Origin of the sequence: Bradyrhizobium sp. 6(2017) (assembly GCF_011058295.2) — a bacterium.
GTDB lineage: Bacteria > Pseudomonadota > Alphaproteobacteria > Rhizobiales > Xanthobacteraceae > Bradyrhizobium > Bradyrhizobium septentrionale.
The window spans coordinates 7,498,832-7,521,810 of sequence record NZ_CP049289.2 but is presented as its reverse complement, the minus strand read 5'-3'; the positions used below and the strand labels follow the sequence as shown (position 1 = coordinate 7,521,810).

The window sequence follows — 22,979 nt, the reverse complement described above, 5'->3', positions numbered from 1 at the left end:
TTCGCGCTATCGCGTTCCAGCATTGCCCAGATGCGCTCTGAAGAACGCAACGGCTTCCGCGTACAAGCGCTGATGAAACGCGACCCGATCGAAGCCCGGCGCGTCGGTGCAGATGCGGGCACTCTCCTTCGTCTCTCTCGGCGTGCAGACGGCAAGGAATGAGAAGTGTTTTGCATCCCCCACAAAATGATAGTCGGGCTTGGACGGAAGCCTGTCTTTGACATCAGCAGCGCAGCAGCCGGATAGGCCGTCGGCGTTCTGTGCTGGGTCGGAACTCCACAACTGAACCGGGATCGCCACGCTCTTGAGGTTTTCCGTCGGGAAGACGAACACCGGATAGGGATCGATGATGACCGCGGCCTTGATGCGTGGATCATGGACGACCGGCCCGCTCGGCTTTTCTCCCTCTTCGAGTTCCTTGCAGGCCCGCAAGCTCGACGTCTGGCAGTTCGGCAGGCCCTTGCGGAGATCGGGCTCACCGCCCATCGCGGCGAGGCCAGTGTAGCCACCCCACGAAAAGCCAAACAGACCGATGCGGCCGGCGTCAATGTGTGCCGCGTCCGGCCAGCCTCCGAGCGCGTAGTCGATCGAACGCTTGATGTCGGCGGGGCGCTCGACCATGACGGCAAGGCTGTCGGTGCCGCTGGTGTCGCGCTCGGTGTCGGTTGGATGATTGATCGTCACAACGATGAAGCCGGCATCCGCCAGAGCCTCCGCGGCGTCATGATGACCACCGAGCCATCCGCGCCGGCCGTGCGAGATCACAATCAGCGGCAGTCTGTCTCCCATGATCGGACAGTCGTTCACGCCGAAGAAGGATCTGCCGTCGCGAGCATCGATCTCGTGCGGGGGCTCGGCGCAGGGATGCCATGCCACCCCTCTGATCGCAGGCCCGTCAGCGCCGGCGGGAACATCGAAGTGTCGTAGCCCGGCCGCCTGCGCCGTGGAGACCGCAAGCAACAACAGGGCTGAAAACGCGAAAGAAGGGCAACGCATGGCTATCGCTTGTCGAGAACCCGCAACTCGGCCGTGGCGCTGGCGACCGTCAAATTGTCAGCGTCGATCAGGTCGGCCTCGACGATCATGTCGCGGTCGGTCTGCGAGACGACCTTGGCCTTGGCCGTGATCGGGCCGACGCGCGCCGGCTTGAGAAACCGCGTGGTGAGCGTTTTGGTCACCACGGTCTTGGTTGTGGGAAGCGCTGCGAGGGCGCCGAGGCCTGTAGCCGAATCCAGCATCGCCGCGAGGAAGCCGCCCTGGATCGTTCCATGCCGGTTCGTGAACAAGGGCTGCGCCGCGAAGCGGATCGAGGAGATTTCGCCGTCGAAGCCCAGCCACTCCCGTCCAAGGAGTTGAGCGCCGGGCGGCACGTCTGCACTTGCATCACTCAAGCCGGTCACCTCGGTTGTTGTCCGGCCAAATGTATCAGCCCGCTTGCGGCCTGCAATGTCTCCCGGCGCGCCCGTCGCGAAATGCCAATCACTGAGTTGCGCGACGGCGCAAGCCCGCCACGACGTCGGTGCGATCCAAGGTCGGGAGGAGCCGGGAACCATCTTTGATGTGGACAGCGGTCGAAGTTTCGGGCCATCTTGAGATTGTTGACTATCCCTTAGTGTGCGACCCGCGATGGGGCATTTTCTGTTCCCGGCGTTTGCGTGGAGTGAGCCCGAATTTCCGAATTGATTGCAGCGGACTTGAAAGATTCGTCAGCCGCCGCGACGAACGAACTCCCCGCTGACCTGAAGGCCGACATCCTCGCGATCGGCCGGATTGATGCGGTTCCGACCATCCTCGACGTCGTGTGCCGCACCACGGGCATGGGCTTTGCCGCGGTGGCGCGGGTCACGGAAAGCCGCTGGATTGCGTGCGCGGTCCGGGACAACATCTCGTTCGGACTTGCGCCCGGCGGTGAGCTGGAGGTCCAGACCACGATCTGCGATGAGATAAGGGCGAGCGGACACGGGGTTGTCATCGACCACGTTGCCGAGGACCCGGCTTTTCGCGACCACCGCACGCCGGCGATGTATGGATTTCAGAGCTACATCTCGATTCCGATCGTCCTCGCCGATGGCACATTTTTCGGGACGCTCTGTGCAATCGATCCGCATCCGGCGAAAGTGAACACGTCGGAAGTCGTCAACATGTTCAAGTTGTTCGCTTCGCTGATCGCATTTCACCTGCAAGCGCAGGAGAGGGTCGCGACCAGCGAGGCGGCGCTGCTAAGCCATCGACAGACGGATGAGCTTCGCGAGCAGTTCATCGCGGTGCTGGCGCACGATTTGCGCAATCCGCTCGCCTCGATCGACGCCGGCATGAGGCTGTTGCTGAAGGAGCCGCTCAACGAAAAGTCGACGACCTATGTCGGGCTGCTTCAGAACAGTGTGAAGCGGATGGCGACCCTGATCGACGATGTCATGGACTTCGCGCGCGTCCGTCTCGGCGGCGGCTTCAAATTGAAGCGCAGCGCCGACGCGCAATTGCTACCGGCGCTTGAGCACGTCGTGAATGAATTGCGGGCGGCGTGGCCTGATCGCGTGGTCCAAACCGATTTCGTCATCGATCGGGGCATCAACTGCGATCCCGCCCGGATCGCGCAATTGTTGTCCAACCTGGTCGGCAATGCCCTGAAGCATGGCGATGGCAATTCACCGATCACGGTGTCTGCCGTAACCGACAGCGAGGGCTTTGAGTTGTCGGTCGCGAATGGCGGGGCACCGATCTCTCCAGCTGTCATCGAGAAGTTGTTCCAACCTTTCTTTCGCGTTGCGCACCAGTCCAGTTACGAAGGGCTGGGTTTGGGCCTCTACATCGCCACGGAAATTGCGCGCGCCCACGGCGGCACACTTGAGGTGACGTCCTCCGCCGCCGAAACACGATTCACGTTCCGGATACCTCGCTGCTGATCCGACAGCGTCCGGCCACCTGAGCCGGCTCGCGCGTGAGACGCCATCGCGAAAACGCCAATCACTGAGTTGCCCGACGGCGCAAGCCCCTGCGGCAAAAATATTTCTATTTATCGGAATTGCAACTCGGTGTATGGTCCGTCCGTCTCACCCGATCGAGGGGCGGCTCGCGATCGTCACGAACGAGGTGTGGGATGCGGTGGACGCCGAGCGTGCAACTGACGAGAGCACGCGAGGCGGACGGTGAAGTCGTGTGGTCCTGACGCCCTTGCGGCCGGTGTCTCGTCGCAACACGCGAAGGCGTGATGCGGGGGCGGTGACAAGCAAGCCCAGTCTCGCCGGGGAGAGCACGAAGTAAGCCGTAACCCATCGCGCAGGGAAAGCCGGATTGCTCCGGTTACACCTGTGGTCCTACCCCCGAGCTTTCTACCCTTTGCTCGGGGCCCATGGGTGCGATCGGCACCCGGCTTTCCCTGCGCCCTCTGTTCAAGAGAGGGCGGAACGAGAAGCAAGGCTCGGGCAGAACATGTCGCGAGAACGCGGAAGTTTGTCTCACAAGCGGCACCACACACTCAGTGTCGTCCCGGCCTTGAGCCGGGACCCATAACCACGAATGCGAATTGGCTTGCCGAGCTGAGGCCACAGCTCATCTTAACAACACCTGTGGTTATGGGTCCCTGCTTTCGCAGGGACGACAATTTCAGTGAAGCGTCCGCGATCTCACCCCTCCGCCACGGCATCGCCCCACGGCTGGAACGGTTCGGTGGCGCCAAAGTTGGTGGTGCCGTCGCGCAGCACGAGGCTCGGGCAGGCGAACTTCATCGGCAGGGTCTGGGTGCGGGCCTCCTCGAAGTCGAAGCGGCCGCGCAGCGCGTCGCGCACGGCGGCGGGAAGCCTGACGTTGCCGGTCACCACATTGCCCTCGCTGGTGTCGATCCGCGGGTGATGGATCGCGGCGTCGAGATCCATGCCGAAATCCATCACGAAGGAGAGCAGCTGCGACACAGCGGGCAGGATGCGGCGGCCGCCCGATGCGCCGGCGGCGAGACGGCGGCCGTCGGCGGCCTCCGCCACGACCGGCGTGTAATTGGTCAGGCAGCGCTTGCCGGGCGCCAGCGAGTTCGGTGCACCTTGCGTCGGGTCGAACCACATGATGCCGTTGTTCATGGTCAGCCCGGTGTTCGGCGTCACGAATCGCGAGCCGAAGTTCGACAGCAGGGTCTGTGTCACTGCCGCCATGTTGCCGTCGCGGTCGACCGCCGAGAAATGCGTGGTGCAGGCCGGTGCGATCGCATCCGCCCCGAGCGCGCGGCGGCCGTCGACGTCGCCCATCTCCTTCAACCGCTCGCGATAGGCGGCCCGCAGCGCCTCGGCGTAAGCCGTATAGGTCGCCGCATCCGGACCGCCTTGTGCAGGTTCGAACGCCTTCTGCAGCAGGCCGAGCGTGCGCGCCATGGTCGGACCCGCGGTCATCTCCGGCGTCGCATAGACCGTGCCGCCGCGATAGGGGATCCGGAGCGGCTCGCGCAGATGGGCGCGGAACGACGCGAGATCGCGCACCGACAGCGTGCCGCCTGCAGCCTGGATGTCGTCGGCGATGCTGCGCGCCAGATCGCCCTCGTAGAAATCGCGCGGGCCGGCCGCGGCAAGCTGTGCCATCGAAGCCTTGAGCTTGTCCTGCGGCATGCGGACCTCGGACTTGATGCTCCATTGCGCATTCGGCGGCAGTCCGTCCAGCAGATAGGCCGCGGCGCTGGCGGGATAGCGCCGCAGATCGGCGGCCGAGCTTGCGATCATCGCGGTGGTCCACCAATCGACCAAAAGGCCCTCGCCGGCGAGCTTGACGCTCGGCGCCAGCAGCTCCTTCCACGGCAGTTTGGCGTGGCGGCGATGCGCCTCCTCCATGCCGGCGACGACGCCGGGTACTGCGATCGAGCCAGGGCCGTGCAGATTGCGGTCGTCCTTGACCCGGGCCCAGGGGAACAGGTCGGAGGCCGCGCCGCCGGTCAGCGGATAATCCTCCAGGCGCAGGCCGCCGGGCGCGTGCATGCCGTAATCGATCACCTCGACGCGGTTCTCCTTGGCGCGGTACAGCACCATGGCGCCGCCGCCGCCGGCGCCGCTCATCCAGGGCTCCAGCACGCCGAGCGCGAAGGTGGTTGCAATCACCGCGTCGACGCAATCGCCGCCCGTTGCCAATACCTCCACGCCGACCTCGGCCGCCTTGCGCGACTGCGCCGCGACGATGCCGCCCTTGGCAGAGACGGCGGGCTTGCGGATCACTTGCGAGTTGGAGAACTGGTCGGACATGGCGTTGCTTTCGCTGTTCTTGTTGCGGGCGGGGCACGTTGGCGTAGCATGCCAAGCATGGCACAGTAAGCGCAAGAGAGTGGCACAAGAAGCTCAATAACAAGCAATTCCAGGGAGAGGAAAATGACCGCAGTGAAGCGCGAACGGGACGGCAAGGTCGGCATCCTGACGCTCAACGACCCCGCAAGCCTGAACGCCATGACACCGGAATTGCTCGGCGATCTCGCAGCCGCTGTCGGCGAGATGACCAGCGACACGGGCATCCGCGCGCTGGTCTTGACCGGGGAGGGGCGCGGTTTTTGCTCGGGGCAGAACCTCAAGGCGTTCCAGTCGCTCGGCAACGACATCGTGACCGGCGTGATGACGCATTACTGGCCGGCGATGCGCGCCTTGCGCGAGTGCAGCCTGCCGGTCGCGGTCGCGGTCAACGGCGTCGCGGCCGGCGGCGGCTTCAGCCTCGCGATGTCCGGTGACATCATCCTGGCGGCGCGCTCGGCGAGCTTCATCCAGGTGTTCAGCCGGATCGGCCTGGTGCCCGATCTCGGCTCGACGTGGCTGTTGCCGCGCCTGATCGGCCGCCAGCGCGCACTCGACCTGATGTTGCTGAACGAGCCGCTGTCGGCCGAGCGGGCGAAAGAGTGGGGATTGGTGCGCGAGGTCGTCGATGACGCAAGACTGCTCGATGAGGCGAAGGCGCTCGCCCGCCGCCTCGCCGATGGCCCGACGCGCGCGCTGGTCGCGACCCGCCAGCTGCTCGAGGAGAGCGAGCATGCGAGTTACGCCGACCAATTCCGCCGCGAGATCGAGCTGCAGTCGGTGATCCGCGAAAGCGCCGACGCGAGGGAAGGCCGCCAGGCCTTTGTCGAGAAGCGCAAGGCCCAGTTCACGGGGCGCTAGGCTTTGGTGGTCCTACCCGATTGCAATCGCGACCTTGCCGAAATGCGCGCCGCTCGCCATGTGGGCGAACGCGTCCTTGACCTGGTCGAAGGCGAACACCTTGTCGATCACGGGCTTGACGCCGTGCATGCTGATGCCGTCGCACAGCGCCTGCAAATCTTCGATCGAGCCGACGGTGACGCCCTGCAGCCGCTGCTGCTGCATTACCATCAGCGGCAGCCGGGAGTCCGCCGTTGCCGGACCTGCGAGCACGCCGATGAAGGCGATGGTGCCGCCGATCCTGGTGGCGCGGATCGACTCGTTCAGCGTGCCGACGCCGCCGACCTCGACGACGAGATCGACACCGCGCCCGGTCAGCTCGCGCGCTTTCTTGCCCCAGTCGGGCGTGGTCTTGTAGTTGAGCGTGACATCGGCGCCGAGCTGCTTCAGCCGCACGATCTTGGCGTCGCTGGACGAGGTCGCGATGACACGGGCGCCGCACATCTTGGCGAATTGCAGCGCGAACAGCGAGACGCCGCCGGTGCCCTGGGTCAGCACCGTCTGGCCCGGCTTGATGTCGCCGAGCTTGACCACCGCGCTCCACGCCGTGAGTCCCGCGCAGGGCAGTGCGGCAGCCTCGATGTCGCTGAGATGGTCGGGCGTGCGCACCAGCGCATGCGCGGGAAATACCCGGTACTCGGTCAGCACGCCGTCGACGCTGCCGCCGAGCGCCGCGCGCATTCGCGTCTCGCTCGGTTCGCCGCCGAGCCAGCTTTCGAAGAAGCTGCCGACAACGCGATCGCCGGCCGCGAAAGTCTTCACGCCGGCGCCGACCGCTTCGATGATACCCGCGCCGTCGGACACCGGCACCAGCGGGAATTTCTGGCGCGAGCCATAGCCGCCCTTGACCGTGAGCAGGTCGCGATAGTTCAGCGTCGCGGCCTTCAGGCGTACCAGGACTTCGCCCGGACCGGCCTGCGGAACCGGCTTGTCGACCAGCGCCAACGCGTCGACGCCACCGGGGCCTTGCAACTCGTAACATTTCACGGAGCGTCTCCTGCCGGATGTTGTTGTGACGGGCAGCGCTCCCGGCGCCGCCGCGCATCCGCTCAGCATATGCCAGCCCTGTCATGCGTGGCCAGAGCGTGTGGCGCAGCCGATGGAATGGCGCCCATGTCCGGACGCGTTGGCGCTGCCGAAAAATACCACCAATCTGAGCCGATAATGACGTGACCGAGCGGAGGTGACCATGGCTGCCTTGCTTGAGACGAAGCACAATCTGATTGCCACGTTCGCACGCGGTGTGGTTCGAGCGCTGCTTGCTGTTGCATTGATCTGTTGCAGCGGCGCGATGGCTGCGGCGGACGACAACCTCTATCGCGCGCAGACCGTCGTCACCGGCGAGGGCGAGCCGAACCGGATCATCGGCTTCGGTGCGTGCCTCGAGGACGTCCTGATCAAGGTCTCCGGGCAGCCGATGCTGGCAGGCGACCGCCGGCTTGCCGCGTACAAGTCGAAGGCCAAGGAGTTCGTCAGTGGCTTCGACTATCACGACCAGTATGCCGGCAAGCCGCATCATGACGAGCAGGGCACCCGCGACCGGCCCTATGACCTGACGGTGGATTTCGACGACAAGAAGATCGACGGCATTCTCGGCAAGCTCGGCCTCAAGCCGTGGCGGTCGCGACGGCCGGTGCTCGGCGTGTTCACCGAGATGCAGCACGGCCCGAAGGATTACGTCGTCACCGCTGATGGAACGCAGTCCGATCTGCAGCGCGACGCGCTCGCAGCCGCGGCCGGCAAGCGCGGCATGCGCTTCGTGCTGCCAAGCGCGGCGGCGCTGACGAGCGCCAACGTGGCCGCAGCCGGGCTCCTCAAGGTGACGCCCGCGAAGCTGACCTCGATCGTCGCGCCGCAGGGCGGCGAGGCCACGCTGGTCGGACGGCTGGTTTGGGATGACAAGGATCTCGGCTGGGCGACGCAATGGCAGATGGCGTGGCGCGGCAAGGACTACAAATGGCAGGTCCGCGGGGTCACTTTCGACGAAGCCTTCCGCCGCGGCGTCGGCGGCGCCGCGCAGGTGCTGTCGGGTAACGGCGATCCGGGGCGATCAAAATGAGCTTGCGCGAGCCTGGCGCCGTCATCGCGCTTGAGCGCGGGCTGATCGTTCTACCCGGCGTAGCCGAGCGTCTGCGACGGGTATTCCCCGAACATCGCGCGGTAGTATTGCGAGAAGCGCCCGAGCTCGATGAAGCCTTGTTCGATCGCAACCCTGGACACCGTGGTCTGGTCCGGCGTGCTTTCGCGCAGGATCTCGCGGACCGTGCAAAGCCGCTTGTAGCGCAGGAACGTCACCGGGCCGACGCCGAACACCTCGTGGAAGGCGCGGTGCAGGCTGCGTCGCGACAGCCGAAGCTCGCCGCAGATCTCCGAGACATGGACGGGGCGGGCGCCCGCGGCGTGCAGGTAATCCTCGACGTGGCGTACCAGCCTCATTGCCGACGGCAGATAGCTCGATCCATCTGGAGGCAGCGACGTGATCGCCGTCGCCCTCACGCAGTCGACGATCGCGCGCTTCCAGAATTCGGCCGACGCATCCGACAGCGCGTCCGGATAGCGGGCGAGATGCGAGACGATCTGCGGCAGCCGGTCCGCCCCGACCATGCCGATCGCGGGGTCGGCGCGAAAGTGGTTCTTCGCCTGCCATGTTTCGGCATCGGCGAGCCGCGGGTCACCGCCGAATATGTCGGGCAGATCCGCCATGTCGAAGCGAATTGCGGCATAGGACGAGGCCTTGTGAAACACGCCGTCATGCTCGACCGATGGAGGAATCACCAGCACGTCGGCCGGCTGCATGTCGAAAGCCCAATGCGTGACGCGGTCGGTGGCGTTCAGCAGCATTCCGATGATCAGCTTGTCATCTGCGGACGTGCGCTGGGTGCGAACCCCGACATTGAACGCGCCGATGCTGAGCGAAAAATTGCCGATCCCGACATGAGACAGCGTGCCGCGCAGCCTGCCGCGCTCAAGCTGCATGACCTCGACATGCGAGCCTTTGACGGCGTCGTGAAGTCCCTCGAAGCCGTCGAGCTCGCCGGTGCTAACCGTCAGATGCTCGCCCATATCCACGCCCACAACTGTAGCGCGATTAGTTCACGAATACCAAGTATTCGACGTCAGAAGAAAGTGCGCCCGCGACAACTTGCCCAGATTGATTTGATTCGCGTGGCGAGACCATGATCTCGTTCTACAAACGTGCGGATTTTCGCTCGTTTTGCGCTGCGAGGCAATGCGGACGATGGCGCCGGATTGACGCGCTTGGCACGTCTTTGCGCCGGGACGGCGCCTTGAGGACAGGATTGGCGTCAAGATTGGCGAAGGGTGCGCGTCAAACGGGCAGCGCGTCAGGCAATCGCTTGATCTCAAAGCGAAATGCGATGCCCCGTCACGGGAGCGTGAAGCTCCGGTGGCTAGGCCGCCATCAGTTGCTCAAGCGCAACAGCCTGCTCACGGGTCTGGAATGCGATCGCGGTATGCGTAAAGCCGGACGAGGCCTGGGTCTGCGCAATGTGATTGAGGACCTCAGTGCCCTTGACCACGTGAAGGTCCATTCCGGGGCCGGCCGGGAAAATGCCCAGCACGACGTCGTAGGCCTCGACGATGGCCTTCAAGGCGCCGCCCTTGTCTTCCGAAGCGTCGATGAAGATACGAACATCCGCTGCGATACTACGAAGTTCGTCAAAGTCGATCACTGGAAGTCTCCCATACGCAACGCACTCATCGATCCTAGCTACAACTTGCTTACTGAAACATAAATTACGGCCGGTTCCTTCATGCACCCAGCGGTGGATGACCCGTATTTCGATCCGCGCGGCCGCCGCGCTCTCGGGCTGCCGCCGCTAGGCTCCGGTTGGCGGCCTGCGCCTTACAATGCGTTTGACCGGCGCATGGGCCGGCATGGCATTGTCCGACGGATCGCCCATGGGGGGAATGCGCTGCTCGATATGCGCCACGACGCGGAAGAAGGCATCCAGTGCCCTGGTGTCGAGGCCGGCCGTGAGGTTGTCATGCCGGCGCAGGATTTCGTCCAGGCTGCGGTCGAGCAGCGCCACGCCGAGTCTGGTCAGCCGGATCTCGGTCCGGTTCCGGGCGCTGCCGCGGACCGGCGTCAGCTCGATCAGCCCCTTCTTTCTGAGCGACGTCGTCTCGCGGCTGACGACCGCCTTGTCCAGTTGCGCGTTGGTCCAGATGTCATAGGCGCTGGCCGGCTCGTGCTCCCTGAGAAAGGACAGCACCCGCCATTCCGCGAGCGATACGCCGTAGGCTTGCGGAAAGAAGGCATTGGCATTGGCGCGCAGCTTCGCGACCAGGCTCGACAGCACCGTCGGCACGTAGCGCTCGAAGTCGATCACCAGTTCCGAGCGCGCGTTTTCGCGCGGGGCAGGGGCCTTGGTACGATGTTTGGCAGTCCGAGTTTTCATTCTTTCACGAGTTGAGAGCGTGCGATCAGGACCAGCACCGCCGCGACGAGCAGAACGCTGGAGACCACTAGGAATCCGGTGGTGAAGCTGCCGGAGGCGTCCTTGGCGCGTCCGATCACGATCGGGATCGTGGCGCCTCCGATGCTGCCGATGGTGCTGACCAGGCCGATCGCGCCCGGCGCGCTCTGCCGCGACATGTAGGACTGCGGGATGGTCCAGAACACGGCTTGCGTACCATAGACACCGACATTGGCAACCATGAAACCGACGATGATCCAGAGCGGCGACGTTGAAAAGGCGGCAATTGCGAAGCCCGATGCGGCGATCACGAAGGTCATCGCGGCATAATAGAAGCGCTCGCCGACATGATCGGAGTGCCGCGACAACACGATCATGCCGATCAGGCCGGCGACCGGCGGGATCGCGGTCACGAAACCGACCTGCGAATTCGGCAGGCCGAAGGATTTGATGATTTGCGGCAGCCAGGGAAACAGCGACGCCAGCCCGCAGAACAGGCCGAAATTACACAGGCCGAACAGCAGCACCATCGGCTTGGTGATGGTCCTGAGCACGCCCTCGGCATGCACCACGCCGGTTGCCTTGGCGTCGCGCTCGAGCGCGCCGATCAGCCAGTTGCGTTGCGCGGTCGACAGCCAGCTCGCCTGCTGCGGCCGGTCGGTCAGATAGAAGATGCCGACGATCCCCAGAGCGATGGGCGGCAGGCCTTCGAGGATGAACAGCCATTTCCAGCCGGAGATGCCGAACGTCCCATTCAGCTCGAGGATGGCGCCCGAGATCAGCGAGGCGAAAATGTAGGAGATCGGCACCGCATAATTGAACATCGCATTGTAGCGGGCGCGGTAGCTGAACGGAAACCACAGGCTCAGCAGCAGCATGACGCCGGGAAACAGGCCGGACTCGGCAATGCCGAGAAAGCCGCGGAATGCATAGAGGCTGAGCGGGCCCTGCGTGAAGGCCATCAGCACCGTGGCAATGCCCCAGAGGATCGCGATCCGCGTCAGCGTGACGCGTGCGCCGTATTTGCTGAGGATGAGGTTGCTCGGGATCTCGAAGATGGAATAGGTGAAGTACATGATGCCGACCGCGATGCCGAACATCTCGGCATTGAGCCCGAGCTCCTTGTTCATTTGCAGCGCGGCAAAGGAGATGTTGCCGCGGTCGAGGATGGCGAGAAAGTACATCGCCATCACGAACCACATCAGGCGCAGCGCAACCTTGCGGATCGTGGTGCGTTCGATCTCCGGATCGGCGGTCGTTATCGCCGCTTTGTCCATCACGACTTCGGTCATTCCGGTTTCCCCCGATTCTTTTTGTTGATAGTCGCTTTATGCGGGCAGGCAGACCTCCAGCCGGTCGCCTGCCACACGCACCGGATAGGTCTGGATGTCGATCTCGACCGGACTGGTCAGCGCCTCGCCGGTCTTGATGTCGAAGCGGCCCATATGCAGCGGGCATTCGATCTCGCAACCGTCCAGAACGCCGTCGGAGAGCAGCGCCTCCTCATGGGTGCAGATGTTGCTAGTGGCGTAATACTCGCTGCCGACGCGATAGAGCGCGATGTGGTGGCCGGCGATTTCGACGCCATATGGTTCGCCTTCGTTCAGCTCGCCAAGCGTTGCGGCCGCGTGCCAGGTGCCTTGGTCTGCCATTGTGCCCTCTCAAATGCTGTAGAAATCGAGAACGGTCGGGACGCGGTCATTGACCAGCGTGATGATCTTGCGCGCGATCTTCCAGGTCTCGCCTTCACGTCGCAGCGTGTGCTGATAGCGTCCGTGGCGCAGATGCTCCTTTGCCACGCGCGGGTCGTAGACGTGGACGGAAAACACCGCGTGGCAGATGATCTGTTCAGGTCCGGCTTCGGACGCTTCCAGGTTCGAGATCTGGTGCACCGTGCGCGGCAGCGGCAGCGCGGTGATCGATTTTCGCGACTCGATACGCGCGATCCGCTCTTCGAGCCCGCGCCGGGCATCGTGATAGAGCAGCGAGACCTGCGTGTTGGGATCATTGGTGGTGGTGTACTCGTCAAGCCACGCCGGCACCCAGTAGACGGCATCCTCGCTGTACATCGCGACCCAATCGGCCCATTCGCCGGCGTCGAGCAGGCGGGCCTCGCGGAAGATGGTCGCGGATGCGATCGCGTGGGCATCCGTTTCCCTGATTGCATCGGCAGCCATCACGCCGTCTCCCCCGCGGCGTGCCGCAACAGCCTGCGCCACTCGCGATAGCCGGGATGGAAGTTCGTCTCGCCGCCGAAGCTGGTGGGGCCGAACGACCATTCGGACGGGGTGATGCCGAGCTCGCTTGCATGCGCGCTCTCGCCGCGGCCGACGTCTGCAATGCCGCGCAGATAGCCTTGCGTCGGTGCCGCGGTCGCCGCGTCGTAGCCGGTCTGGCAGAACTCATACATCACGTTGTCGTCCGAGCTTGCGAGCCCGGAAGCGTTGAAGAAGTCCTCGTAATTGCGAATCCGAAGCGTGCGCGCCGCGGCGCTTTCGCCGACCGGAGCCAGGCAATGCGACACCATCTCGGTCTTGTCGGGCGCCAGCGGCCGCCAGGTCCGCACCTGCGCGGAAAGGATGTCGATGACCTGCAGGTTCGGAAAAATCGTGAGGTTGCGCTGGCGAAGCATCCATTTGGCGCGGGTGCTGCCGACGCGCTGCCGCACGGCGTCGAGACGCGCCGGATCCATGCCGAGCGGCCGGCCGTAGAGCTGGGTGCGCTTGATCGACCAGTTGACGGCGTGGCCGTAATCGAAGCTGAAGCTGCCTTGCCCCTCTTGCTCGCCCTCCGGCTCCCCGGTGAATCCGGCGTCCGGTCCGGCGGTGGCATTGCGCTTCTTCAGGATATCGACGTAGGAGCTGTGCGTGGTCGCGAAGTGATAGTAGTCGAGGCCGTTCTCGAATTGCAGCTTCCAGTTTGCGTCGAACGTATAGGTGCTGGCGCCCGGCACGAACTCGACTTCACCGCTGTCGCTCTGGTCGATGATCAGGTCGAGGAAGGCGCGGGTGTCGCCGAGAAACTCCTCCAGTTGCGGAACGTCGGCCGACAGGCTCGCGAACAGGAAGCCGCGATACGAGCCAAGGCGTGCAACCGGGAGCAGGTCATGGTTCTGGTTCGAGAAGGACGGCGGATACTGCCCGCTCGCTTCCTCCGTCACGGAGATGTTGCGGCCGCTCGAATCGTAGGCCCAGCCGTGATAGCGGCAGACGTGGAATTTCTGCCGGCCCTGTTTGAAGGGACAGACGATCGTTCCGCGATGCCGGCAGGTGTTGAGGAATGCGCCAACTTTTCCGTCGGCGCTCCGCATCACCAGAATGGGGTGCCGGCCGATATGGGTGGTGACGAAGTCGGTGGGCCGGGCGACCTAGGATTCCAGGCCGATGAAATTCCACGTGGCCTCGAAGATGTGGCGGAGCTCGGCGTCGAACACGGCGGGATCGGTGAAGATCCGGCGATCGACCTCGAAGACGCGCTCGGCAGGCCGGTCGACGACGAGCCGAGAAATCTCGCTCAGCCTTGCCGCATGGTTCTGCGAAGCAGTGCTCATCACGTCCTCCCTTCGACGTACCGCCGGCTGCGCAAGGAGCGGACGAACCCCGAGGGTCGCCCGCAGTATCTTTGCAGCTTCATGGCTCCCGTCCTTCGCGGCGGGAACAGCCGGCTTGATCGCCAATCTTGGAATGACTCTATAGTTGTCATGACAACTATCGTCAAGCCGATTGGTTCGCCGAGAGACCGGGCAGGACGTGGTGGTGCCAGACGGCCATCGGGAGTGGGGATTGGAACGCAGCAAATCCGGTCGGTGCGTATGGCTTGAGCTCGGAACGTTGGCTCCGTCAGCGTTCAGCTCTTGCGCGCCGGCGCGGTCAGGATAATTCCCTCATCGATCAGGGCGCGGCAGATCTTCTTCAGCACGGCAATCGCTTCACGCGTTGCCCGGCTGACCGGCCGCCCGCGCGGCAGCGCCAGCACGCGCTCGGCGCGCATCCACGGCAACAGCGCTGCCGACAGCGTTCCGGCAGCCACCTCCTGATGAATTCCGGAGAAGGGCAGCAAGGCATAGCCGAGGCCCGAGGCCACCATGCGCTTCATCGGCGTGCTGTTGTCGACCCGTACCGCGCAGAGCATTGTCGACGGGAACGGGTTGCGGCTGAGCGGGGCCACAGCGGATGGCAGGGCGTCGAACTCCTTTCGGCTGAGCTTGCCGCGCTTCAGCAGCGGATCGCGCGACGGTCCGATCAGGAACACCTGCTCGACAACCAGCGTTTCATAGTCGAGGTGATCGTTGGGGGAGGGCGTCGTCACGATCGCCAGATCGAGCTCACCCCGCAACAGGCGTTCGGATGCGTTCTCCGTCAGGCCCTCACTCAACTCGAGCCGCACGCGCGGAAACTGCTTCACGAATATCTGGGCAAGCGGTGCGTAGAGGATGTCGCCGAGACTCGGTGGCGCGCCGATCCGCACGGTACCGCTGGGCTCGCGGTTCTCCGTGCGCACTTCGGCCTTGATGTCGTCGATTGTGCCAAGCAGCCAGCGCCCTCGCGCGAGCAGCACCTTGCCGGATTCCGTGACGGAGACACCGCGCGCACCGCGCTCGAGCAACGCGCCGCCCAATTCGTCCTCGAGTTCCTTGACGTGGCGGCTGAGCGCCGACTGGGCGACATTCAGCGTGCTCGCTGCGGCGGCGAAGCCGCCACGCTCGGCGACGGCAACGAAATAGCGAATCTGCCGCAAGTCCATGATGGGGGCTCCATCTCAAATCGAGATGGATACCATATCAAACATATTCTTGTGAGATACCAAAAAGAGAGCAGTCTCTTGCCAACGATCAAACGGAGGAGAGACGAGGATGGGTATCGCCCCCGACGAGGCACGCCAGACGTCCGTATTCATCGCCGGTGGCGGGCCGGTCGGCCTTGCGATGTCACTGCTGCTCGATCGCTTCGGCATCGACTGCGTGGTGGTCGAGAAGAGCCCGACGACGACAGATCATCCCAAGTCGCGCGGCTGCTGGGTCCGCACCATGGAGATCTTCCGGCAGTGGGGGATCGAGCAGGCGATCCGCGACCGCGGCCTGCAGGACAATTCCGACATGTTCGTGTTCCTCGACAGCATCGCGGGTCACGAGTTCGGCCGCACTCGTCCCGAACCGAATGTCGGCCATACCCCAGCCTGGAAGAGCCTGGTCGCCCAGGACGCCGTCGAGGAAGAAATTCTGCGGGTGGTCGGGAAGTCCAAACACGCCACCGTCCTGTTCAACACCGCCTGTGAATCGTTCGAGGAGACCAACAGCGGCGTCAGCGTCACGACACGTTGCCAGAAGACCGGCGGCGTGACGCAGTGGACGGCGACCTATTTGATCGCCGCCGATGGCGCCGGCAGCCAGACCCGACGCAGCGCGGGGATCGATATGGTCGGACCGTCCACGCTGGCGGTGATGTCGAATGAGTACTGGCGGGCCGACCTGTCGCAGCTGCCAATCGCGCGCGAAGCCGCCGGCTTCATCATCATCCCGGACAAGCCCGATCTGCCGCGCGCCGGCATCCTGAACACCAATGGCAGGGATCGCTGGTTGACCGTGACCCAAATCGGCCAGACCAAGGACGATCGCGAGCGGCCGTGGACCGACCAGGAGTTCATCGAGATCGCGCGCGGTCATGTCGGCATTCCGGATCTCGATGTCACGCTTCTGAACCGCTCGATCTGGCGCGTCAGCATGCAGGTGGCCGAGAGCTTTCGAAAGGGCCGGGTATTCCTCGTCGGTGACTGCGCGCACCGCTTTCCGCCGACCGGCGGCTTTGGCCTGAACTCCGGTGTTCAGGACGCACACAATCTCGCCTGGAAACTTGCCTTTGTGCTGAAGGGCCTGGCGGATGAGAAGTTGCTCGACAGCTATTCCAGCGAGCGCCGCCCGATCGCGCAGTCCAATGCCAATTTCAGCTATGGGAACAGGTTGCGATTTGGCCTGACGGACGACGCCGTGCGATCGCGAAATCCGGACCGGATCAAGTTCTGGATCAACGATATGGACAATCATCTGCACAGCATCGGCCAGAACCTCGGCCACAATTACGAGGAGGGCGCGGTAATCCCCGATGGCACCGTCGCGAAGGCGCTGAACTCCCGCTACTACACGCCGACGGACCGTCCCGGCGCCCGCTTTCCGCATATGTGGCTCGAGCCGTCGCGCAAGAAATCGACGCTCGACTGGTTCGACAAGGAGTTCACCGTCGTCACGGGGCCGCTCGGCAACGACTGGCTGGAGGCGGGAAAGCAGGTATCCGAGAAGACCGGCTTGCCGCTGTCGTTGAAGCAATTGCCAGCGGCGGACCCGGCGGACGGATTCCAGTTGGGCATGCGCGGCGCCGTGCTGGTGCGCCCCGATGGGCATGTGGCGTGGCGCATGCCGTGGCTGCCGTCGGATCCGGCGAAGGAATTGGCCGGCGCACTTTCAACGTTGCTGCATTAGCGGGGGCTCCCATGCAATCGTTCGAATCCAACGGCGTCGTCACGGCGTATGAGAAAATCGGACGTGGCGATCCGCTCGTGCTGCTGCATGGCGGTGAGGCCGATCATGCGATGTTCGACGGCCTTGCGCCTCTGTTGGCCGCGCATTTCACCGTAATCGCCTATGATCAACGCGATTCCGGTGCCACCAAAAATTCTCCGTCGTCCTATTCGTTGGCCGATCTGGCCGATGATGCCGCGGCCTTGATCAAGGGGCTCGGCTACGATCGTGCCCATGTCCTGGGAACCTCGCTGGGCGGCCTGATCGCGCAAGTGTTGGCGGCCCGCCATCCCGACAGGATCGACCGCCTGATCCTGGGCAGCACCTGGAAGGTCAACAAGAGTCCACTGGACGTCAATGCGGCTGCGTTCCGCACGCTCGCGTCCTATCGGGCGGACACCGTCGCCAACGCACCGGAGATTGCGGAGTTCTTCTTTCCGCCGGATTGCCTGCGCGCGCGGCCCGAACTGATCGACATCTTCCGGGGCTCCAGCCGCGACGACGGCCAGAAGGCGCGGCGTGGCGCGATGCTCGCGCAGCCCGTCTCCGCCGATCTGGCCACCTTCGATCGTCCGACGCTTCTGCTGGCAGGCGGCGACGACCGGCTGATCCCGAATGCCGAGACATTTGCACTCGCTCGCGATCTTGCGTGTGTCGAGACGACAACCATCGCGAACGTCGGCCATGTCGCGTCGATCCAGGCCCCCGAGCGGGTGGCGGAGGCGGTGACGGCATTCCTGAATTCAAAAAAGAAGGCGGCTTGACAACGACAGGGGGAGACCATGGCAGAGCAAACGAGCGCAGTGCCGTTCGACGAGGCGCCGGTGACGACGCGCTATTGGCTATCGATCATCATCTTCGCCGTCACCGGCGTGGTCGATTTCTTCGATTTCTTTGTGGTCGGCTTCCTGGTCTCGGTGCTGGCGCCGAAATGGCACCTGACATTCGGGCAAACCTCGATCATGCTGATGAGCGCCGGGATCGGGGCGATGCTCGGGGCGTTCGCTTCCGGATCGCTCGCAGATCGCTTCGGGCGTAAGCCGCTGGCGGTTGCCGGCGTCATGCTTTGCGGCGTGAGTTCGGGCGCGATCGCGTTGATTCCGGAAGACGGCTGGGTTGCCTTTGCGATCCTGCGTTTCTTCGTGGGCTTCGGCCTTGCCGCCGGCGCGGCGGCGGCGGTTCCCGCCATCGTCGAATTTGCACCGACCCGTCACCGCACGCTGGTCACGAGTCTCGTGGTCGTTCCGGTCGCCTTTGGCGTACTCGCCGCGTCGGTCACGGCGAGCTTCCTGCTGCCGCTGGTGGGCTGGCGCGGATTGGCGGCGGTCGGCTTTCTGCCGATCATCCTCGGGATTCTGACCATGATCATCATGCCGGAATCGCCGCGCTGGCTCATCAGCAAGGGCCGCGTGCGCGAGGCACAGGCCAGCATCCGCAAACTCTATCGGGTCGGCGGCGATGCGTTCGTCCTGCCCAAGCTGCCGCCGGCCAACGCCGCGACATTTGCCGATCTCTTTGCCGAACAGCGGCGCTTCTGGCTGACGGTCCTGATCTGGTTCGGCGCCAGCACGGCGAACTACGGCGTGTTCCTGTGGGGACCGACGATCGTGGCGCTGCTGCTCGGCGTCGCGCCGCAGGATGCGGCGAAGATGTTCATTTATGTCAGCCTCGCCGGCGTCCTTGGTCGCACCGGCTTCGCGTTCCTGGCGCATCGGATCGGTCGCAAGCCGTGCGGCCAGCTGATGGGCTATGGCACCGCCGTCTCGTTGGCGCTGGCCGCCTATTTTCACAATGACTTTGCCGGCTCGATCCCGCTGTTCCTGGTGTTCCTGATCGTCGGCGCCGTGTTCTTCGACGGCGGGTTCTCGAACATCGGGCCTTATCCTGCGGAGATATTTCCGGTGCAGCTTTCGGGGCGTGCGGTCGGCCTTGCCCAGCTCGCAAACGGGGTCGGCAAGATCGTCGGGCCGCTGTGCCTCGCCTTGATCGCCGGTGCCGACAATCTGGTGCATCCGGGCGCGACCGCCTCGGCGGTGAGGCCGGCGTTCTTCTTTCTTGCCGGCGCCGGCCTCCTGATCGGGCTTGCCTTCAGCTTCCTTGGCGTCGAGCCGCATGGGCGCCCGGTGGCCCTGTTCGGCGACAACGCCGGTTCAAACGCTGCAGCGAAGTCGCTGGCGGCAAAAACCGCAGTGTGAGTGGAAGATGGAAGGTCAGACCATGGACAATGCGCTCGAACCGATCGCAACAACGGCGCCGTTCGACACCGCAAAGCTCGATCGACTGATGGAGGAGGCGGGCCTTGACGTGCTGATCGCAACCTCGCGGCACAATGTGCAATATCTCCTTGGTGGCTATCGTTTCTTCTTCTTCGATGTCATGGAGGCGATCGGCACCAGCCGCTATCTGCCGGTGTTCGTCTATCAGAAGGGACATCCGGATAATTCCATCTACATCGGGAACGGCATGGAAAAGTTCGAGCATGAACTTGGGCGGATAGCGGCGCCGATTGTCAAAACCGGCAGTTGGGGAACGATCGATGCGATCGGGCTTGCGATCGATCATGTGAGGAAGCTTGGTGGCGCTGCAAAGCGCGTCGGCATCGAGGCAGGCTTTCTGCCGGCTGACGCCAGGGATCATCTGATAGCCGGCCTCGACGAGGTCGAACTCCGCGAGGCCCACTTCACGCTCGAACGCCTTCGTGCCGTGAAGTCTCCCGCCGAACTCGCGCTGATCAGGGAAGCGTCCGAACGGGTCGTCGATGCGATGCTGACGACGTTCAAGAGCTGTGCACCAGATACGACCAAGAACGATGTCGTCGCTCGCCTGCGGCGCGAGGAACAGGAACGCGACCTCGTCTTCGAGTATTGCCTGATCGCCGCGGGAAAGAGCCACAACCGTGCGCCGTCGAGCCAGCGTCTCGCGGAGGGCGATGTGATCTCGATCGATTCCGGAGGAAACTACCGGGGTTATATCGGCGACCTCAGCCGCATGGGCATCCTGGGGGAGCCCGACAGCGAGCTTCGCGAATTGCTGCAGGAGATCGAGGACATCCAGCAGGCCGCGCGCCGCATCATCCGGCCGGGCGTCATGGGGGGCGATGTGATTGCGTCAGGCGAGGCCGCCGTCAGATCGTCTCCCCATCGTGCCGTGCTTGACTTCACCGCGCACGGAATTGGGTTAGTCAGTCATGAAGCGCCGCGTCTGACGGCGACCGGCCCGATCCCTTATTCGCCGTACGATGCCGATCGGCCGCTCGAAAGCGGGATGGTGATTTCGGTCGAAACTGCGTTGCTGCATCCGGCGCGCGGCTACATCAAGCTGGAGGACACGCTGATCGTCTCCGAGACGGGCTGGGAAGCCCCCGGTGACCATGGCCGGGAATGGAATGCGACGCGTTCCAAAGCGTAGATGGCCGATCAGGTCATCTCGCCAGTCATTTGCGCGACTGTTTCGGTGCGATGCCGGGAGCGTGCGCCGCGGCTTCGAGGTAACCGTTGCGTTGCTTCTTGATCCCGTTCCAGAAACTTTCAGCCGCGTTGGTGAGGCGAGATCGGGAACGAAACAGGCAAATGCTGATCGCAATGTCCCATTCCTCCCCGCCTGCTCTTAGCAGCCGGCCGCTCTGGAGCTCGCGCTGAACGAGGCTGCGGGGTGCCCAGGTGATGCCACGACCTTCACGCGCCATGTCGACCAGCAACATCACTGGTGCCGAGAAACTCGGAACGAGAACGGCCGCAGGCTCCTTTGCCGCAAGGAACGAGTTGACGATCCGCCCCACGCCCGATCCTGGATGGTAGGCAAGATAGGGCAGCGGAGTCTTGGTGGAACCCGGCAACTGATAGCGAGCGACCGGCTTGCGTCGGCGGCCACCTCGCGGCGTGTGCTTTGAAGCCGGTGCGCTGATCGGAACAAGCACGTCGGTGTCCAGCTCGATGCGTTGAAAGCGATCCGTATCCAGTCGTGTGACGAGGGTTGGGTGATAGTGAGTCAGCAGGAAGTGCGCCTGTGCTTCGAGGAGGAGTCTTTCACACCCGCCAAAGTTGGATGCGACGAGTTGCACCGCCGAACCGGTCCGGGCACGATCCGTCTTTCGTATCCAGTCCGGAAAGAACGACTGCGAGAGCGCGTGCGTGGCGACGAAATGGATGGTTTCGGCTTTCAGGCGCGCCGCCTCCAGTGCCTCCTCCCGGCCGTTCAGGACTCTGCGCAGCACGTCCTCCGCGATCGGACGGAAGCCCTGCCCGGCGGAGGTGAGGGTCACGACATGGGTGCTCCGCTCGAACAGCGGTGTACCCAGCCAGCCCTCCAATGCCTTGATCCGGCGGCTCAGCGCCGGCTGGGTGACATGGCGGCGCTCGGCGGCGCGCGAGAACCCGCCCTCCTCGGCGATCGCAAGGAAATCCTCCAGCCAAATCAGGTCCATAATGACGTTTTGTCCTCAAATCATGCCGATACGGCATTAGCGCCGGACAGGCTGCTGGTCCAATGTAAGCGCCATCGCAAAACCAGAACAAGGCGCCATCCGGATCCGGCATGGCGCGAACACACCTTTAGGGGAAACGAATTGCAGGTCGCCACAACTCCGCTGTCCGAGTCTATCTCGGGGGCCGCGTCCGAGCGGCGGCGCAAGCCGCTCTGGCGCGAGCAGTATGTGCTCGTGGTGGCCGGTGCCGCGCTTGGCGCGCTGTTCGGCGCATTGTTCCCGGCTGTTGCCGTCGAGTTCAAGCCGCTCGGCGATATCTTCATCTCGCTGATCAAGATGACGATCGCGCCGCTGATCTTTCTGGTCGTGGTCACCGGCATTGCGCAGGTCGGCGACATGAAGGCGGTGGGCCGGATCGGCCTCAAGGCCCTCGTCTATTTCGAGGCCGTCACGACCCTGTGTCTGCTGCTCAGCTTCGTCGTGGTGCGCTGGGTCCAGCCCGGCGCGGGTGTGGCCCATGCCACCACGCAGCAGGCCGAGACGGTTGCGCGCTACGCGCAAGCCCATGTCGGATCGCTGTCGGCCTACATCCAGCATATGGTGCCGGAAAGCTTTGTCGGCGCGTTCGCGAGCGGCGACGTGCTCCAGGTGCTGGTGCTCGCGTTGTTGTGCGGCATCGGCCTCGTCCTGCTCGGCGACAAGGCGCCGCCGCTGCGGTCGGGCCTGGAGCGGGTGACCGAGCTCGTCTTCAGCGTCGTCCATGTCGTGGTCGCGCTGGCCCCGATCGGCGCCTTCGGCGCCATGGCCTTCACGATCGCGAAGTTCGGTGCCGCTACGCTGTATGCGCTGGCGCTGCTGGTCGGCACCGCCTGGGCGATGATGGCGTTCTTCATCTTCGTCGTTCTCGGCACGATCTGCCGCATTGCGGGTATTCGCCTGATGGACCTGCTGCGCCTGTTGCGCACCGAGCTGCTCGTCGTGCTCGGCACCTCGTCGTCGGAGACCGCCATCCCCGGGATGATGGAGAAACTGCCGAAGGCCGGTGTCGGCCGGGCGGTGGCCGGCCTTGTCATTCCTTCCGGCTATTCCTTCAATCTCGACGGCGTCGCGCTGACGCTGCCGCTGAGCACGATCTTCGTCGCCCAGGTCTACGGTGTCGAGCTGACGGCCGCGCAACAGCTCAGCCTGTTCGTGGTGATGCTGTACACCAGCAAGGGGGCGGCCGGCGTCACCGGCGGCGCGTTCGCGGCGCTGGCGACGACCGTGGTCGCGGCCGGGTTGCCCGCGGAAGGACTGGCGCTGCTGCTCGGCATCGACCGCTTCATGTCGTTGGCGCGTGCCATCACCAATACCATCGGCAACGCCGTGGCCGCGATTGTGGTCGCGAAATGGGATGGCGAATTCAACAGGGAGGACTGGGCTCGGTCTTCCGCTCAAATCCAGACAGCAAAGTAAGG

The 22,979-nt window shown here is 64.2% G+C and carries 22 protein-coding genes; 8 read left to right on the top strand and 14 right to left on the bottom strand.

What is annotated here, in order from left to right; translation table 11 throughout:
* Window positions 1-6 precede the first annotated feature (6 nt).
* Together G6P99_RS35730 and G6P99_RS35725 are read right to left on the bottom strand one after the other, a co-directional pair.
* A complete protein-coding gene (locus tag G6P99_RS35730) occupies window positions 7-876 on the bottom strand; it encodes an alpha/beta hydrolase family protein (RefSeq protein WP_245284822.1) in 870 nt (289 codons plus the stop codon).
* 122 nt (window positions 877-998) lie between these two features.
* On the bottom strand, window positions 999-1,400 hold the full coding sequence (locus G6P99_RS35725) for a PaaI family thioesterase (RefSeq protein WP_245284821.1): 402 nt from the start codon (window positions 1,398-1,400) through the stop codon (window positions 999-1,001).
* Between the two features lie 294 nt (window positions 1,401-1,694).
* Here G6P99_RS35725 and G6P99_RS35720 point away from each other — a divergent pair, with 294 nt between their 5' ends.
* Entirely contained in the window at window positions 1,695-2,903 is a 1,209-nt protein-coding gene (locus G6P99_RS35720) for a GAF domain-containing sensor histidine kinase (protein ID WP_165125270.1), read from the top strand.
* A gap of 720 nt (window positions 2,904-3,623) precedes the next feature.
* On the opposite strand, the gene G6P99_RS35715 is transcribed toward G6P99_RS35720, so the two are convergent.
* The gene (locus G6P99_RS35715; protein WP_165125268.1) at window positions 3,624-5,213 is read right to left on the bottom strand and encodes a gamma-glutamyltransferase; all 1,590 of its coding nucleotides are present in this window, start codon (window positions 5,211-5,213) and stop codon (window positions 3,624-3,626) included.
* Window positions 5,214-5,336: 123 nt separating this feature from the next.
* Here G6P99_RS35715 and G6P99_RS35710 point away from each other — a divergent pair, with 123 nt between their 5' ends.
* A complete protein-coding gene (locus G6P99_RS35710; RefSeq protein WP_029083655.1) occupies window positions 5,337-6,110 on the top strand; it encodes an enoyl-CoA hydratase-related protein in 774 nt (257 codons plus the stop codon).
* Window positions 6,111-6,122: 12 nt separating this feature from the next.
* Here G6P99_RS35710 and G6P99_RS35705 read toward each other — a convergent pair whose 3' ends face one another.
* Window positions 6,123-7,136: a zinc-dependent alcohol dehydrogenase family protein gene (locus tag G6P99_RS35705; protein WP_165125266.1), complete on the bottom strand. Its 1,014-nt coding sequence runs from the start codon at window positions 7,134-7,136 to the stop codon at window positions 6,123-6,125.
* A 202-nt stretch (window positions 7,137-7,338) separates the two neighbouring features.
* Here G6P99_RS35705 and G6P99_RS35700 point away from each other — a divergent pair, with 202 nt between their 5' ends.
* Window positions 7,339-8,208, top strand: a complete 870-nt coding sequence (locus tag G6P99_RS35700; RefSeq protein WP_035977733.1) for a DUF2066 domain-containing protein — start codon at window positions 7,339-7,341, stop codon at window positions 8,206-8,208.
* 50 nt (window positions 8,209-8,258) lie between these two features.
* Here the strand turns inward: G6P99_RS35700 and G6P99_RS35695 are convergent, their stop codons facing one another.
* From G6P99_RS35695 to G6P99_RS35655, 9 genes are all read right to left on the bottom strand, one after another.
* Complete coding sequence (locus tag G6P99_RS35695; protein ID WP_029083652.1) at window positions 8,259-9,212, bottom strand: AraC family transcriptional regulator; 954 nt, start codon at window positions 9,210-9,212, stop codon at window positions 8,259-8,261.
* A 347-nt stretch (window positions 9,213-9,559) separates the two neighbouring features.
* Complete coding sequence (locus tag G6P99_RS35690; protein ID WP_029083651.1) at window positions 9,560-9,841, bottom strand: hypothetical protein; 282 nt, start codon at window positions 9,839-9,841, stop codon at window positions 9,560-9,562.
* Between the two features lie 147 nt (window positions 9,842-9,988).
* Window positions 9,989-10,501 carry a MarR family winged helix-turn-helix transcriptional regulator gene (locus tag G6P99_RS35685; protein ID WP_165125264.1) on the bottom strand — a complete coding sequence of 171 codons (513 nt, stop codon included), beginning with the start codon at window positions 10,499-10,501 and terminating at the stop codon, window positions 9,989-9,991.
* A gap of 65 nt (window positions 10,502-10,566) precedes the next feature.
* Window positions 10,567-11,880: an MFS transporter gene (locus G6P99_RS35680; protein ID WP_029083649.1), complete on the bottom strand. Its 1,314-nt coding sequence runs from the start codon at window positions 11,878-11,880 to the stop codon at window positions 10,567-10,569.
* Window positions 11,881-11,916: 36 nt separating this feature from the next.
* Window positions 11,917-12,240 (bottom strand): non-heme iron oxygenase ferredoxin subunit, encoded by a 324-nt coding sequence (locus tag G6P99_RS35675; RefSeq protein ID WP_029083648.1) that lies wholly within the window; start codon window positions 12,238-12,240, stop codon window positions 11,917-11,919.
* Between the two features lie 9 nt (window positions 12,241-12,249).
* A complete protein-coding gene (locus tag G6P99_RS35670; protein ID WP_051346611.1) occupies window positions 12,250-12,765 on the bottom strand; it encodes an aromatic-ring-hydroxylating dioxygenase subunit beta in 516 nt (171 codons plus the stop codon).
* Window positions 12,765-13,898: an aromatic ring-hydroxylating dioxygenase subunit alpha gene (locus tag G6P99_RS35665; protein ID WP_051346605.1), complete on the bottom strand. Its 1,134-nt coding sequence runs from the start codon at window positions 13,896-13,898 to the stop codon at window positions 12,765-12,767. Before G6P99_RS35665 ends, G6P99_RS35670 begins: the two co-directional genes overlap by 1 nt.
* A 57-nt stretch (window positions 13,899-13,955) precedes the next feature.
* A complete protein-coding gene (locus G6P99_RS35660) occupies window positions 13,956-14,138 on the bottom strand; it encodes a hypothetical protein (protein WP_051346604.1) in 183 nt (60 codons plus the stop codon).
* Between the two features lie 296 nt (window positions 14,139-14,434).
* Entirely contained in the window at window positions 14,435-15,331 is an 897-nt protein-coding gene (locus G6P99_RS35655; protein WP_029083646.1) for a LysR family transcriptional regulator, read from the bottom strand.
* 109 nt (window positions 15,332-15,440) lie between these two features.
* Between G6P99_RS35655 and G6P99_RS35650 the strand changes: the two genes are divergently transcribed.
* The 4 genes from G6P99_RS35650 to G6P99_RS35635 are packed head-to-tail and all read left to right on the top strand — an operon-like array spanning window position 15,441 to window position 20,507.
* A complete protein-coding gene (locus G6P99_RS35650) occupies window positions 15,441-17,060 on the top strand; it encodes an FAD-dependent monooxygenase (protein WP_051346603.1) in 1,620 nt (539 codons plus the stop codon).
* 11 nt (window positions 17,061-17,071) lie between these two features.
* A complete protein-coding gene (locus G6P99_RS35645; protein ID WP_051346602.1) occupies window positions 17,072-17,863 on the top strand; it encodes an alpha/beta fold hydrolase in 792 nt (263 codons plus the stop codon).
* 18 nt (window positions 17,864-17,881) lie between these two features.
* Window positions 17,882-19,294: an MFS transporter gene (locus G6P99_RS35640; RefSeq protein ID WP_029083645.1), complete on the top strand. Its 1,413-nt coding sequence runs from the start codon at window positions 17,882-17,884 to the stop codon at window positions 19,292-19,294.
* Window positions 19,295-19,301: 7 nt separating this feature from the next.
* Window positions 19,302-20,507: a M24 family metallopeptidase gene (locus G6P99_RS35635; protein WP_245284819.1), complete on the top strand. Its 1,206-nt coding sequence runs from the start codon at window positions 19,302-19,304 to the stop codon at window positions 20,505-20,507.
* 25 nt (window positions 20,508-20,532) lie between these two features.
* Here G6P99_RS35635 and G6P99_RS35630 read toward each other — a convergent pair whose 3' ends face one another.
* A complete protein-coding gene (locus tag G6P99_RS35630) occupies window positions 20,533-21,522 on the bottom strand; it encodes a LysR family transcriptional regulator (RefSeq protein WP_165125262.1) in 990 nt (329 codons plus the stop codon).
* A gap of 141 nt (window positions 21,523-21,663) precedes the next feature.
* On the opposite strand from G6P99_RS35630, the gene G6P99_RS35625 reads away from it, so the two are divergent.
* On the top strand, window positions 21,664-22,977 hold the full coding sequence (locus tag G6P99_RS35625) for a cation:dicarboxylate symporter family transporter (RefSeq protein ID WP_165125260.1): 1,314 nt from the start codon (window positions 21,664-21,666) through the stop codon (window positions 22,975-22,977).
* The last annotated feature ends 2 nt before the right edge of the window (window positions 22,978-22,979 follow it).